The following is a 14,263-nucleotide window of genomic DNA, read 5'->3' as shown; positions in this document are numbered from 1 at the left end:
ACTGTCTTACCCCTTCGGCTCAATTCCTTTCTGCCGTAACGCCTCACGCGCCAGGTTTTTAAACCAGTTCGCCAGACTTATGCCTTGTGCTGCGGCCTCGGCGTCAAGTTGCTCTTTTAAAGCAGGATCAATACGCATTTTGAATTGTGGGGCCTGTCCCCCAATTGTCGATTTTTTATCTCTTTTGATAATTGACAAGAGGCCACCTACGGAATAATTTAGGTTTCATTGGTGGCCACTTTAGCATAGTAAAACCACCATAAACAACGCCCCGGAGTGCTTGCAACCACTACCGAGGCGTCTAACCACAAACGTTAATCACGGAGTAACGCTATGGCTAACGCTAATAGTACCACACTCGCTCGTCCTGAAATCGTGCTCCCCGAATCAGATACCCACTCTGCGATCCCGCTTCTGCTTTCTGCGCCACTGGGTAACAGCCTGGATTTATTCGACTTACTCGACCGCTGCCGTCACCATGCCGACGCGTTGATTGAAAGCGACAACCACACCGAGCGTATGGCGCTGTGCGGGCGGTTGCTGGCCGGGCTGGAAGTGTTAAGAAGCGTATTACAAGCGCCATTACCGCCGCATCTCATCGACAGGCTAACCACTGATGCAGCCACGCCGGGCAATTATCGCTGCCCCCTCGCAACGGATTCCGAAACATTACGGGAATACTGCGCGGCACTCGCTCAGTTGTTATTACAACATCAGCAGACGGCGCAACAGCAAGAATCGGTGACCGGGCTGTTATCTGAATTAGTTTCGGTGCTGGTAACGGATCTTAAAGCGCCGCGCTATGTACGGACTGAAGCCGGGTTAATGATGATTGGCGGTGAAGGCGGAAAGGGCGTTCATTAATCTGCGCCACTTTTCGAAAATTCCCGTGTACTGGCAGTAATGTATCCACTATCGGTACATTACTGTTAGCGACTTGATTGATAAATAAAAGCTTATTGTGCGGTCCAGTCTTCAACCCGTAATCCCGGCACGCGATCGAATTCGCGCCGATTATTCGTCACCACAATCAACCCCTGAGAACGTGCATGGCCTGCAATCATATAATCGTAAGCACCAACAGGCGTGCCTTTTCGCTCCAGGTCGGCCCTGATTTGGCCTGTATGATTAGCGGCACCCACATCGTAGGGAAGTACCACCAGACGAGCAGTAAATCCTTCAATTGCGCGCAAATTTCTCTCGACCTGTAATGATTTTTCCGCCCCCACAATAAGTTCCATCAACGAGACTGAGCTGATACACATTTGTCCGTCATGCCGATTGAAGGCATCACGGACAATTTGTGGTTTGTTCTTCATCGTAAAAATACAAATATTGGTATCAAGGAGATATTTCAGCATCAAAAATCATCCCTGCTTTGCGCTGCCGGTTGTTCCCTGTCGGACATAAAGTCATCGCTGACACCCTCGCCATCAAACCAGCTGTCCCAGCGTTCTCCCGCGGGTGTGATGATACGGGTACGACCCACCGCGACGATCTCAACATGCTTTACGTCTTCCGGCAACGAAACGGCTTTTGGCAAGCGAACCGCCTGACTGCGGTTGCTTTTGAATACAGTCGTTTTACCCATGATGGCCTCCGGTATGTGTACGTCTTTTAATCTAAAAGCATAAAATCCTCATGGGATATGTCAATGGGATATACAATTTATTGCGGCCATGATTCCAGACAAAAACGCCAGCGTCTCGCTGGCGTTTTCCCTTACGGCCCCTCTACAACGTCGCCGGTGACGTTTGGCGCAGCGGTGGGGGCATCATTTGTAGCTTTAGCGGCGGGGCAGGCAGCAGGTTATCATTAATCCCCTGCTTAATATCGACATACGATATCCCTCCCATCGAGTTATGATGAACCGTCAGCACCCGCGCTTTATTCAGTTCAGTCACCAGTTCCGGCGTAATATGGAAACTGACCGCCAGCTCTTTGGGAGCCAGCGCCGGGCGGCGCTTACGGCGCTCCACGCGAAAGCGCAGCTGGTTATATTTGGCCCACAGGATCAGCACTAACCCGTTCACCAGCGCGATCAGAAAATAGAGCGCCAGAGTGACCAGCGTTGATTCAAACGGGCGCGGTCCCATAAAGGCGTTTTCCGATAGCGCCTTCACCAGCCCCAGATAAATCAGGTAGCCAAAACCCAGCCAGGCGGCAATGGTCAGCACCGTATCGATAAATTTTGGCAGCTTACGCTGTTCAGTGAAAATTAACGGTTGTTCAATCATTATATCCTCCCAATACCACGGTCAGGACTCACCCAACGCGCGCGGGCGCGCTGGCGTTTCAGCATGACTTTCGGGAATGCCACAAGGGTAGTGAACAGGCTGAGCATCCAGTACACCACCGGGAACCAAATCACCCAGAACAGCGAACCGGCGATGCCTTTTTCGTAACGGCGCTCAATCAACAGGCTGACCAGGAACTGCAACAAGCAGACCACGCCGAGCATCAGGCCAGTAAAGGCCGGAGGGAACAGGCTGTGGATCTGTAAATCTTCCGGCATCGGCACCAGGTAGCCCAGTACAAACAGCACCACGCTCATGGCGTAGGCGAAGGCCCAGGTGGTGGACAGCGTAAACTCCCAGTACAACGGCCACATGCGGCGATATTCCCAGGCCGCCAGGCGGCGCATATTCACCAGAAACACCTCCGCGCCGCCCTGTGCCCAGCGCAAACGCTGTTTCCACAGACCCTTTAACGTCTCCGGCATCAAAATCCAGCACAGCGCACGCGGTTCGAAGAATATCGACCAGTGGCGTAGCTGCAATTTCCAGCTGATATCAATGTCTTCGGTGATCATATCCGGGCTCCAGTAGCCCACTTCCGCCAGCGCACTGCGGCGGAATGCAGCGATCACCCCGGAAACGGTAAACACCTGTCCGTAAATACGCTGGGTACGCTTAATCAGCCCGATAATGGAAGAGAATTCCCCCACCTGAACGCGGCCAATCAGCGTGGAGCGGGTACGGATGCGCGGGTTACCGGTTACCGCACCGACGCGTGGGAACTGCAACAGCGGTGCGACCAGATAGGCGGCGGTATCGCGATCCAGCAGGGCATCGCCGTCGATACACACCAGGAAGTCGCTGCGCGCGGCGGCGGCCCCGGTTTTCAGCGCCACCGCTTTGCCCTGGTTTTCCGCCAGGTGGATCACACGCAGGCGCGGATACTCCGCAGCCAGCTGGTCGAGCACGTCGGCGGTGTTGTCGGAAGAACCGTCGTTAATGGCGATCACTTCAATGTTTTCATAGCGCTGCGCCAGGGCGGCTTCGACTGTTTCCCGCGCGTTCAGCCCCTCGTTGTAACAGGGGATCAGAATGGAAATCAGCGGATTGCCCTCCAGCGCAGGCGGCGGCACCTCTTTGCCCCACGGCCATTTGCGCTCGCGGTAAAACCAGAAGTAAATCCCGCCGGTGATCCAGATGGCGGACATAAACAGCGGCCAGAAGAACACGAAGTTCAGCATCATTTCGCCGGTAAAGATCACCGCTACGCCGAGCGGGATGCTGAATACCAGGCAAAGAACGAGAAAAGCTATTAAGCGATCAATCATTTTTCGGATACCAGAAAGATGAGAATGCCGGTCTGACCTGGGACATCTCAGGCTTATCGTTTATGAAATCATCAGGGTAGTAACCAAAGTGTCTGGCGCCGCTCATCTGGAGCTGCTTCATCCATTCGGCTAACTGCGCACCGCTGATTTCCGAGTGATTGTCATCCTTGCTCCAGTCCCTGGCTTGAAGTTCAAAGACCGTCTTATTCAACGCTTTCGGGTCTTTCGCTATCGTTCGTACCAGCTTGTCCAGCCAGGCATTACTCTCATTCAAAGGGACGCCTTCCATAAGCGGCATTGCCATCGGCGCGGTCCAGTCATAGGTCGAGAGGAAATCGTTAAGGTTTTGCGCGAACCAGGCTTCGCTTTCCGGTTCGAGGATCGGCATCGCGTAGATATTGCGCGACGTTTTGACATACGGGCCGCGGATATCCCGCACCGCCTGAGTCAGGGAGCGGGTATAGTCGATCAGGTAGCGGCTCTTATAGCGCGTCCAGCGCTGGAACGTCTCCGGGTTGCTGCGAATATCGCTGATGGTGCCGTTGAAACCAGCGGCGCGATAGGCGTTCATCGCCACCGGGCTGGCGTCTTCAAAATCCGTCAGCATCGCATCGTCATGGAACAGCACGCCGCGGAACGAGGCGTAGCGCGCCAGGTCCTGGTAAAGCTGAGTGATTTGCTGGCGGCCTTGCTGGCTCCACGGCGAGATCCGCTGATAGTGCTGTTTACTGGTCTCTACCCGATTGGTTTTCGGGTTCCAGGCCTGCACGCGAGGGATTGATTTCTCGAGGTCAACGGCCAGCACCGGCATCCACGCATACACCACAACCCCGGCTCGGGTTTGTAGCTGCCAGGCCATATAGTTAAACAGGTCTTCGCGTACCGGCAGAACGCTGTTATTGAAGTACACCGAGCGCACGGTGCCGTCGCCCGTCGGGTCGGCGAAGGCTTGCAGATAGACATGGGTGATTTTCATGTCGTACACGCGCTGGATCAGCTTGTCGATATTGCGTTTTTGCTGTGCCGGATTTTTGTCGTAGACGTAATCGAGATCGATGTGCATCACGCGCTTCGGCCAGATTTCCTGCACCTGATTCAGAGTGTTGGCGAATTCGCGGATATTTGGGTTACCGGAAATCAGTACGCGCGGAATACTGCTGAGATCGCTGGCGTTCGCCAGGCCATCCTGCAGCGTAAACGCCATCTGGTAGCCATGCTTTTTGGCGATTGCCAACGAGGTGCCGTTGGACGCCCCGTAAGGCCAAACCCAGGCGCGTGGCGCTTTGCCGGTGACTTGCGTGATTTTATCGGTGATGCGCACCACATCGCTTTCGATACGCTTAGTGAACTGCTCATCGGTTTCATATTTACCGGTGTTTTTGTCATACAGACGGTTTGCCACAGCGGGTAGTTGGCTCCCCTGCGGGTTGGCCTGGCTGCCATAGTGCGAGTTCCAGGTATGCGAGCCGATTTCTACCAGATGCGACCGGCTCAGCTCGCGCACCATATCCCAGGTGGCGAACTTATTACGCTCGGTCATTAAGCCGCCGAAATTCACCTTTTGATTCGGCGGCGCATCGACCCAGCTTCCCACCGGGGCCCACAGCGCAGGGAATTTATAGGCCTGTAACAGCGGCCAGACGCGGTCATAGAAGCTGCGGTAACCGTCATCGAAAGTCAGTAACACCGCTTTAGCGGGCAACGGGCGGACGCCGTTATGGGCATCGAGGATTTGCTGAACGCTGACCGGGTGGTAGCCATGGTCACGTAGCCAGGCCATTTGATCGTTCAGGGCGCTGGTGCGCACCGACAGATAACGCTGATCGGCGGCGTTATCTTCCACGTCATGGTATCCGAGCACTAAAAAACTGTTCTGCGGCCAGGGGCTGTTCGCTTCGAGCTGCGGACGTTGATCCGGCGGTAAGAAGCGTGGTTTTTGCGCATTGCCGCAGGCGGTGATCAGTAACCAGGACGCCACCAACAGTGCGATACGGAACACGTGTTTCAGCATGATTAATCCTTAAAACCGTACATTCAGATCAAAGGCGACGCCAAGGTTTTGCTCACGTTTCCCGTCGTAGGGACGTTTGTCCCAGGTCAACATGACGCCGGCGTCGAAGGTATTGTTTAACTGCAACCGCTGACCGTATCCCGCCTGGGTAATCAGACCGGTGTCGTAATTTTTCTGCCAGTAGGCACCCACGCCCGCGACCAGACGCTGGCTCCATACGGTTTCGTAATGGCGGTACATGACATGTTCCGCCTGAATGGCTGGCGTAACGGAAAAATCCTGTTTCGGGTTGAAGTAAGGCACGTTCTCTTTGCTGTTTACGCTGCCGTACAGGCTGGGGGTGAAATCGAGCGTTAAGTTCGGACGCGTCAACATCCGCTCTTTGCCGCTCAGGCCAAATTCCCACCGGTTGTTGCCGTCGGAGAACCAGCTCGGCGCGACGCTGAACTGATATTCGCGGCGTTCGTTCTGGTACCAGCGCACATACGCGGTGCCGCCATCCGCCGTCACGTCGTTACGCATTGCGCGCAGCGGCGTGTTTTGCGATAGCCGCTCGGCAGAACCGCCGACGCGCCAGTTGTCGTTGAAGTCGTGCCAGCCTGAGAGCCGTGCGCCTAATTTGTCGCCGCCGTTGTAGTTGCGGTTCGACAGTTCGGCTTCAATCCAGTAATCGCGGGCGCGCCATTCGATGCCACCCAGCGCATCGCGGGTGATACCTTTCCCTTCTTCAAATTCGCTGTTGGCATAGTTGAACCCGGCGAACAGCCGCCAGTTATCGCCCATTGGCGGGCCATAAATCGCCGAGTTGAGCGTAAAGTCATGGCTGCCGCTCACCGGGCTGTCGGAGTCAATGCCCTGCGAACCGCTGATGCGCAGTTCCGATTTATGATGAATATCGCGGATGCGGTCGAGCCGCTGGGAAGCCGGATCTTCACCGCTGCGATCAACTACATCGTCGGTCAGCAAGTCCATCTGCCGAAACTCCTGAAGATCCAGCGCAACGTAGGCCTGCTGGCGCTCCAGCTCCAGGTTAGAGGGCTCCAGCGCCTCGGCGATTTTCAGTTCCCGTTCGGCGGCGCGGGGCAAGCCGCGCGCGTCCAGCACCGAGGCATAGTTTATGACCAGCCCCTGGTTGCCCGGCGCGCTGCGCGCCAGGTTATAGCTAAGTTTCTCGGCGGCGGGCAGGTCGTTGGTCATCACCTCGTACTGCACCAGCAGGGTGCGGCCCAGTAACCATTTATCGTTCGGGCCCGGCGTCGGTGAGCCGTAGAAGTGACGCTGGTACGGGCTTTTTTCGAGGATCTGCACCACTTCCTGTTGGGCCATGGCGTAGTTTTCGCTTTCCATGTAGGCGTAAAACAGATCCTGTTCATCATCAGTCGGCAGGTTGACGGCGTTGGTTGGGCCGAACAGTTCGCTAAATAATTTCTGCGCTTCCTGCGGCTTACGATCGGCCAGATATGCCGAGGCGGCCCAGCGGCGCGCGTAGTCTGGCACCGGTTTACCGTCAGCGAGCAGGGATTCATATTCGCTGACCACTTCGCTGTAACGATTACGGTTCAATAGCGCACCGAGGCGGTCAACGCGGGCGCGGCGATATTCCACGGCGGCAGCGGGATCGTCTTTCCATTTCTTCAGTAAAACGTCGTAACGGGCGAGGGCTTTGTCGGCCACTAAAAAGCGATCGCGCTCGCTGCGTGTGGAGGTGAAAGACATGCGCACCAGCTCGGCGGCGGCGTCGGCTTCCAGGGTGCGTTCGAATTGCGGAGAAATTTTGGCGGACTGCGACATATTCAGCGCCGGGCCGGAGATGCGGTTGGCCGACAGTGTACCGAGCAGCGACTGTTCCAGCTCGGCGTTGGTTGGCTCAATCCCCTCGGCTCGGGTGGTGGCGAACAGCGTATCCCAGCTTTTACCCTGTGAGCGATACACATAGGCCAGCAGCTGATAGTTCCTGGCGCTCGGATCGGCGACCAGCATCGCTTCGGCTTCCTGCAGAGCGCGATAGTTTTGCTTCGCGTCCGCCAGCGTCATTACCCAACCGACGTGCAGGTCATCGTTCCTGGGCTCAAGCTGGCGGGCCTGCTCCCATAAACTGAGCGAGGTATTCCACTGCTTTTGATTGCGGTACGCGCGCGCGGCGGCGGCCACGCCCCTGACCGGGATGTCCATGCTGGTGTGATAGCGCTGCCAGACGCGGGTGACTTCCGCATCATTGCCGGACCATCCTGCCACCTGTAGCCAGTCGGCCACCTGGTTGGCATTCAGCTCGCTTTGCTGTTCCTGAGCATGCATATAATCGAGCAGCCCGCGCGTATTCCCTTCACGCGCCTGAATAATAAGTTGGTCGTAGTTTGAATCCGCTGCGCTTGCCAGGACGGGAAAAAATAAACATAGACTCAGAGCGCAGGACGCTCGTAGACCTTGCCTGAAGGCAATCTTTTTATATTGCTGTGCGATACGCATAACACCCCTTATATTTTTTATTCCTGCCCGAGACAGTCAACGCTACACATTGCATATTGCAATACGTACAAAAAAACGTTGGAGAATTACTGAGTTTCTCCATATTTCATAAGTAAATTCATACGAAAGGCTTATTGACCACCCGGTCAGAGATATTTGCGACGCTCCATGTTGCAAAGATGAAAACGCAAAAAGTATATCAAGCGAAACTTATGTGTCCAGATTATTTACAGCATCAAAATTATTTCTTAACAAAGTCACCCAAGATTATAGTTAATCTTTCGTGACTAAAAGTATGATTCTTGAAAAATTAATTTTTAAACAATCTCTTTTTATTCAAGTGGTTAATTGGCTCCTTACCTTAAGGAAAATTAATAATTATTAATTTTAGTCGCTGTAATGTTGGCCAGAAAAGTGATGCCGATCATGATCTCAAACAAACTCGACCGGCCAGGGAAAGCCCGTTCGCTTATATAATCACGCTCTCTGTTGTACAATTTTGGACATGTTTAACGGGGCGTTGTACACGTTTTTTTAGCATTATTTTGCTATTGCTTTTTCGCCATAAATGAAAAACGGGTGTAGTTATATCCATAGCCGCTAATTAATTGGAGTGAGGTGTAGGTTGGCTGGTGCAGGCTGAAAAAATTATTCAAACTTCGTATTGCATATTCTCCGTAATAAGCTACTCGCTATTTATTCATACTCATTATTAATTGGTCTGTGATTATTGCGGGCGGCCAGCAATTATAATCCTGAACTGTTCCCGGCGTTTTCCTCGCTCCGGGTCCTGAATACAGTGTCTTACACTGGCGATAACCGCTAATGATGATGGACTTAGCGGCTATACTTTCCGCCAGAGGATGACAACAGGCGCAGAAGATTCACGTGCGGCGATCCGGGTTTACCTGCCGGGCATAGCAACAAAACAGCTGATGCCAGCGCAGCGGCTAACCAATAGCCGGAATAATCTTTAAAGCCCCGGCGGGCCTGATTAAAACCCACCGCAATGCAGTATACTCTGCCCGCGCAGGATAATGATGAGCGTATCCTGCGAGTAGCCGTGTCTTTGGAGAAAGAGCTTGCGAGTCAGTCGTTCGTTAACGATAAAGCAGATGGCGATGGTTTCAGCCGTCGCTGTGGTTTTTATTTTTGTTTTTGTAGTGATTTTGCTTTTCCATTTTGTGCAGCAAAATCGTTATAACACTGCGATGCAGATGGAAAGCATCGCCCGTTCTGTGCGCCTGCCGCTTTCTGCTGCTGTGCTGAAAGCCGATATCCCGGAAGCCGAAGCCATCCTTAAGCAGATCAAGCCTGCTGGGGTTATCAGCCGCGCGGATGTGGTGCTGCCTAATCAGTTTCAGGCATTGCGGTTGAGTTTCACCCCTGAAAGACCGATTCCGGTCATGATTGCGCGTATTTTCGAAATACCGGTACAAATTTCGTTGCCGCTCTATTCACTGGAGCGGCCCGCCAATCCGCAGCCGCTGGCCTATCTGGTGCTGCAGGCCGATTCCTGGCGGATGTACAAATTCATCATCAGCGCCATTTCGACGCTGGTGACGTCGTGGCTGCTGCTGTCGCTGATGCTCTCTGTGGCGATCACCTGGTGCATCAACCGGCTGATGGTGCGTCCGCTACGCAAGCTGGCGCGCGAGCTGAACCATCTGGATGCCCAGGACGTGCTGGGGCATCAACTGACCCTTCCGCGCCTGCATCATGACGATGAGATCGCCATGCTGGTGCGCAGCTATAACCGCAATCAGCAAACGCTGCTGCGCCAGCATGAAGAGATGACTTCTCAGGCCACGCGCTTCCCGGCCACCGAATTGCCTAATAAACCGCTGCTGATGGCGTTGCTGGATCAATCCACCGGCAACAGTCACCCGCTGGCGCTGCTGGTGATTGCCTGCGAAACGTTGCAGGACGTCGCAGGCGTATTAAATGAAGAACAACGCGAAGTCCTGCTGCTGACGCTGGTGAGCAAACTTAAAGCGGCGCTGCCGCCGCGCATGGTACTGGCGCAGGTGAGCCATTACGATTTCGCCGTTATCGCCCACGGCGTGAAAGAGCCCTGGCACGCCATTACCCTGGCGCAGCGCCTGCAAAAAGAGCTGGGCGAAAAGCTGCCGATTAACGGGATCCAACTGCGCCCCACCGCCAGCATCGGTATCGCCATGTTTTACGGTGGCCTGACGCCGGAGCAGTTATATCGCCGCGCGATATCCGCCGCCTTCAGCGCCCGCCGCAAGGGCAAAAACCAGATCCAGTTCTTCGATCCGGTGCAGATGGCACTGGCACAAAAGCGTCTGACCGAAGAGAGCGACATTATTACTGCGCTGGACAGCGATCAATTTGCCATCTGGCTACAGCCGCAGGTGGATTTACGCAGCGGCGAACTGGTCAGCGCGGAAGTGTTGCTGCGCCAGAAGCAGCCGGATGGTCAATGGGAGTTGCCGGACGATTTAATCGAACGCATTGAGTCCTGCGGGCTGATGGTCACGGTGGGGCACTGGATCCTGGAAGAGTCCTGCCGGCTGCTGGCGGCCTGGCAGTCGCGCAATATCGCGTTGCCGCTGTCGGTGAACCTCTCGGCGCTCCAGTTATTGCATCACAATATGATGAACGACGTGCTGGAGCTGCTGTCGCGCTATCACATCAAACCGGGAACCCTGATTCTGGAAGTGACCGAAAGCCGCCGCATTGACGATCCGGATGCGGCGGTCAATATTCTCCGTCCGCTGCGCCAGGCCGGCGTGCGCATTGCGCTGGATGATTTTGGCATGGGTTACGCCAGCCTGCGCCACTTGCATCATATGAAGTCGGTACCGGTAGACGTGTTAAAAATCGACAAAAACTTCGTGGAAGGCATCCCGGACGACCACAGCATGGTCTCGGCGATTATCGCGATGGCGAAAAGCATGGAGCTGGACGTGATTGCCGAAGGGGTGGAAAACGATGCCCAGCGTCAGTGGCTGGCCGACGCGGGTGTGGTTGTTGCCCAGGGATATCTGTTTGGCAAAGCGGTGACGCCAGCCGAGTTTGAAAAAAACTGGTTACCTAACCCGAAAGTATGAGGTTTTAGCGCAGCGCGACGTCATGGGCTGGTGCGAGTCAGCTCATGTTTCTTAACATTTATGTTTCAATTTTGATGCATTGTTATATCTGCGCTGTTTGGCGGGTGTTATTTTTAGCGCCACGGGTTGCATAAAGACCTTATGCAATCTGTGGACTTTTCCTCGCAAGGACACCCTATGAAAATCTCATTATTCAAAAGTCTTTATTTTCAGGTTCTGACCGCCATCGCTATCGGGATTTTACTCGGTCACTACTACCCTGAACTCGGCGCGCAGATGAAGCCGCTGGGCGATGCATTCGTTAAGCTGATCAAAATGGTTATCGCCCCGGTTATTTTCTGTACCGTGGTAACCGGCATCGCAGGTATGGAGAGCATGAAAGCGGTGGGGCGCACCGGCGCGGTGGCGCTGCTCTACTTTGAAATTGTCTCGACGCTGGCGCTGATTATCGGCCTGGTGATCGTCAATATCGTGGAGCCAGGCGCGGGCATGAACGTCGACCCTGCAACGCTCGATGCCAAAGCCGTCGCCGTGTATGCCCAGCAGGCGGAACAGCAGGGAATTGTCGCGTTTCTGATGGACGTGATCCCGAACAGCGTCATCGGCGCGTTCGCCAGCGGTAACATCCTGCAAGTGCTGCTGTTCGCGGTGATGTTTGGTTTTGCGCTGCATCGTCTGGGCAATAAAGGCCAGCTGATTTTCAACGTGATTGAAAGCTTCTCGCAGGTGATTTTCGGCATCATCAACATGATTATGCGTCTGGCCCCTATTGGCGCGTTTGGCGCGATGGCGTTTACCATCGGGAAATACGGCGTCGGCACACTGGTACAGCTGGGCCAGCTGATTATCTGCTTCTATATCACCTGTATCCTGTTCGTGGTGGTGGTGCTGGGCAGTATTGCCCGCGCGACCGGCTTCAGCATCTTCAAGTTCATCCGCTATATCCGTGAAGAACTGCTGATCGTCCTCGGCACCTCCTCATCAGAATCCGCGCTACCGCGTATGCTCGATAAAATGGAAAAACTCGGCTGCCGTAAATCGGTGGTGGGGCTGGTTATCCCGACGGGTTACTCGTTTAACCTCGACGGCACGTCGATTTACCTGACCATGGCGGCGGTGTTTATCGCCCAGGCCACCAACAGCCAGATGGATATTTTCCATCAGATCACGCTGCTGGTGGTGCTGCTGCTCTCCTCAAAAGGCGCGGCAGGGGTGACCGGCAGCGGGTTTATCGTGCTGGCAGCCACCATTTCCGCCGTTGGGCATTTGCCGGTGGCGGGCCTGGCGCTGATCCTCGGCATCGACCGTTTTATGTCTGAAGCGCGTGCGTTAACCAACCTGGTGGGCAACGGCGTAGCAACGGTGGTGGTGGCGAAATGGGTCAAAGAGCTGGACCAGAAAAAGCTCAATGACACCCTGAATAACCGTGACAGTAACGAAACGAAACAACAATTATCCTCTTGATATCACTCATTTGCCCGCGGCGGCTTGCCCTGGCCGCGGGCTCCTGCGCATAATTGCCCTAATTTTTACTTTTTAACGTGACGTTTTTCAGTTTGCGCGGTCAAACGCTGTAGCGAAACGTTACCTTAGGTGGCCCACGTAAAAAGGACGGGCCGCCTTTGCTTGTTTTTAACCAGGAATGTTGATCAGGGGTTCACATGCAGGGCACATTTACTCGAATTTTCACCGGCGGTTTGCTGTTAGCCATCGTCGGTAACGTGCAGGCAGAAGCGCTCCAGCCGGACCCGGCATGGCAACAGGGCACACTTTCAAATGGGTTTCAGTGGCAAGTTCTGGCAACGCCGCAGCGTCCCAGCGACCGCATCGAAATCCGACTGTTAATCAATACCGGTTCACTGACCGAAAGCACCCAACAAACGGGTTATAGCCACTTTCTGCCCCGGGTTGCGCTGACCCAAAGCGGCAGCCTGCAGCCGGTACAGGCTCGCTCCATGTGGCAGCAAAGCGTCGATCCTAAACGCCCTATGCCGCCCGCTATCGTTTCTTATGACTTCACGCAATACAATCTCAGCCTGCCGAATAGCCGCAATGACCTGCTGAAAGAGTCGTTGACCTGGCTGGCGGATGCCGCTGGCAATCTGACGATCACCCCGCAGAGCGTGACTCACGCGCTGCAAACCCAGGATATGGTGCTGACCGCCCCCGCCGACACCAAAGAAGGCAGCTGGCGCTACCGCCTTAAAGGCTCGACGCTGTTAGGCCACGATCCCTCTGAATCGCCGAAGCAACCGGTGGATGCCGAGCATTTGAAGGCGTTTTATCAAAAATGGTACACGCCGGATGCTATGACGCTGATCGTAGTGGGCAATATCGACAGCCGCGCGGTCGCAGAACAAATCAACAAAACCTTTGGTAGCCTGAAGGGTAAACGTGAAACACCAGCGCCGGTGCCGACGCTTTCTCCGCTGCGCCATGATCCGGTCAGTATCATGACGACGGCGGTGCGCCAGGATCGCCTGGGCATCACCTGGGATACACCCTGGCAGCCGATCCGCGAATCCGCCGCGCTGCTGCGCTACTGGCGCGCCGATCTGGCGCGTGAAGCGCTGTTCTGGCACGTGCAGCAGTACTTGACCCGCAGCAACGTTAAAGATCTCAATCTGGGCTTTGACTGCCGGGTGCTGTTCCAGCGCGCGCAGTGCGCCATCAATATTGAATCGCCGGGCGAGAAGCTGGACAGCAACCTGAATCTGGTCGCCAAAGAGCTGGCGAATGTGCGCAGCAACGGGCTGGCAAAAGAAGAGTTTGACGCGCTCATCACGCAGAAAAAAGCCGAACTGCAAAAGCTGTTCGCGACCTATGCGCGCACCGATACCGATATTCTGATTAACCAACGGCTGCGCACGCTGCAAAACCAGGTGGTGGATATCGCGCCAGAGCAATACCAAAAGCTGCGCCAGGATTTCCTCAACGGCTTAACGGTTGATCAACTGAATCAGGATCTGCGCCAGCAGTTATCCCACGAGATGGCATTGATTCTGTTACAGCCGCAGGGCGAACCGGAATTTGATATGAAGGTGCTGAAGGCGACCTGGGACAAGATTATGGCGCAGGAACCTGTTGTAGAAGAACCCACGCCTGAAGGCGATGCGGGCGCGCCAGCCGCTCAGTAATTAACAA

11 protein-coding genes are annotated in these 14,263 nt (G+C 54.8%); 4 read left to right on the top strand and 7 right to left on the bottom strand.

Translation table 11 applies throughout. The features are described from left to right. Positions 1 to 6 precede the first annotated feature (6 nt). The gene (locus FND52_RS15895; protein WP_144131794.1) at positions 7 to 198 is read right to left on the bottom strand and encodes a toxin-antitoxin system HicB family antitoxin; all 192 of its coding nucleotides are present in this window, start codon (positions 196 to 198) and stop codon (positions 7 to 9) included. A 135-nt stretch (positions 199 to 333) separates the two neighbouring features. Between FND52_RS15895 and FND52_RS15890 the strand changes: the two genes are divergently transcribed. Then, positions 334 to 864: a hypothetical protein gene (locus tag FND52_RS15890; RefSeq protein ID WP_144131792.1), complete on the top strand. Its 531-nt coding sequence runs from the start codon at positions 334 to 336 to the stop codon at positions 862 to 864. Positions 865 to 956: 92 nt separating this feature from the next. Here the strand turns inward: FND52_RS15890 and vapC are convergent, their stop codons facing one another. The 6 genes from vapC to pgaA form a co-directional block, all read right to left on the bottom strand. After that, on the bottom strand, positions 957 to 1,361 hold the full coding sequence (vapC, locus tag FND52_RS15885) for a type II toxin-antitoxin system tRNA(fMet)-specific endonuclease VapC (RefSeq protein WP_125292707.1): 405 nt from the start codon (positions 1,359 to 1,361) through the stop codon (positions 957 to 959). Next, a complete protein-coding gene (gene vapB / locus FND52_RS15880) occupies positions 1,361 to 1,591 on the bottom strand; it encodes a type II toxin-antitoxin system VapB family antitoxin (RefSeq protein ID WP_125292706.1) in 231 nt (76 codons plus the stop codon). Before vapB ends, vapC begins: the two co-directional genes overlap by 1 nt. 142 nt (positions 1,592 to 1,733) lie before the next feature. Continuing rightward, positions 1,734 to 2,234: a poly-beta-1,6-N-acetyl-D-glucosamine biosynthesis protein PgaD gene (gene pgaD, locus FND52_RS15875; protein WP_125292940.1), complete on the bottom strand. Its 501-nt coding sequence runs from the start codon at positions 2,232 to 2,234 to the stop codon at positions 1,734 to 1,736. A gap of 2 nt (positions 2,235 to 2,236) precedes the next feature. Beyond that, positions 2,237 to 3,565, bottom strand: coding sequence for a poly-beta-1,6-N-acetyl-D-glucosamine synthase (pgaC, locus tag FND52_RS15870; RefSeq protein ID WP_125292705.1), 1,329 nt, complete (start codon positions 3,563 to 3,565; stop codon positions 2,237 to 2,239). Further along, positions 3,558 to 5,576, bottom strand: coding sequence for a poly-beta-1,6-N-acetyl-D-glucosamine N-deacetylase PgaB (gene pgaB, locus FND52_RS15865; RefSeq protein WP_144131790.1), 2,019 nt, complete (start codon positions 5,574 to 5,576; stop codon positions 3,558 to 3,560). Before pgaB ends, pgaC begins: the two co-directional genes overlap by 8 nt. A gap of 9 nt (positions 5,577 to 5,585) precedes the next feature. Further along, a complete protein-coding gene (gene pgaA / locus FND52_RS15860) occupies positions 5,586 to 8,042 on the bottom strand; it encodes a poly-beta-1,6 N-acetyl-D-glucosamine export porin PgaA (RefSeq protein ID WP_125292703.1) in 2,457 nt (818 codons plus the stop codon). A 1,082-nt stretch (positions 8,043 to 9,124) separates the two neighbouring features. On the opposite strand from pgaA, the gene hmsP reads away from it, so the two are divergent. The 3 genes from hmsP (at position 9,125) to FND52_RS15845 (ending at position 14,256) form a co-directional block, all read left to right on the top strand. After that, positions 9,125 to 11,119: a biofilm formation regulator HmsP gene (hmsP, locus tag FND52_RS15855; protein WP_144131788.1), complete on the top strand. Its 1,995-nt coding sequence runs from the start codon at positions 9,125 to 9,127 to the stop codon at positions 11,117 to 11,119. Between the two features lie 177 nt (positions 11,120 to 11,296). Continuing rightward, positions 11,297 to 12,583 carry a dicarboxylate/amino acid:cation symporter gene (locus FND52_RS15850; RefSeq protein WP_144131786.1) on the top strand — a complete coding sequence of 429 codons (1,287 nt, stop codon included), beginning with the start codon at positions 11,297 to 11,299 and terminating at the stop codon, positions 12,581 to 12,583. Positions 12,584 to 12,780: 197 nt separating this feature from the next. Next, a complete protein-coding gene (locus FND52_RS15845) occupies positions 12,781 to 14,256 on the top strand; it encodes a M16 family metallopeptidase (protein WP_125292700.1) in 1,476 nt (491 codons plus the stop codon). Positions 14,257 to 14,263 lie beyond the last annotated feature (7 nt).

The organism is Atlantibacter subterraneus, from assembly GCF_007570865.1.
Lineage (GTDB): Bacteria > Pseudomonadota > Gammaproteobacteria > Enterobacterales > Enterobacteriaceae > Atlantibacter > Atlantibacter subterraneus.
This window is presented reverse-complemented; position numbering and strand designations above follow the sequence as displayed.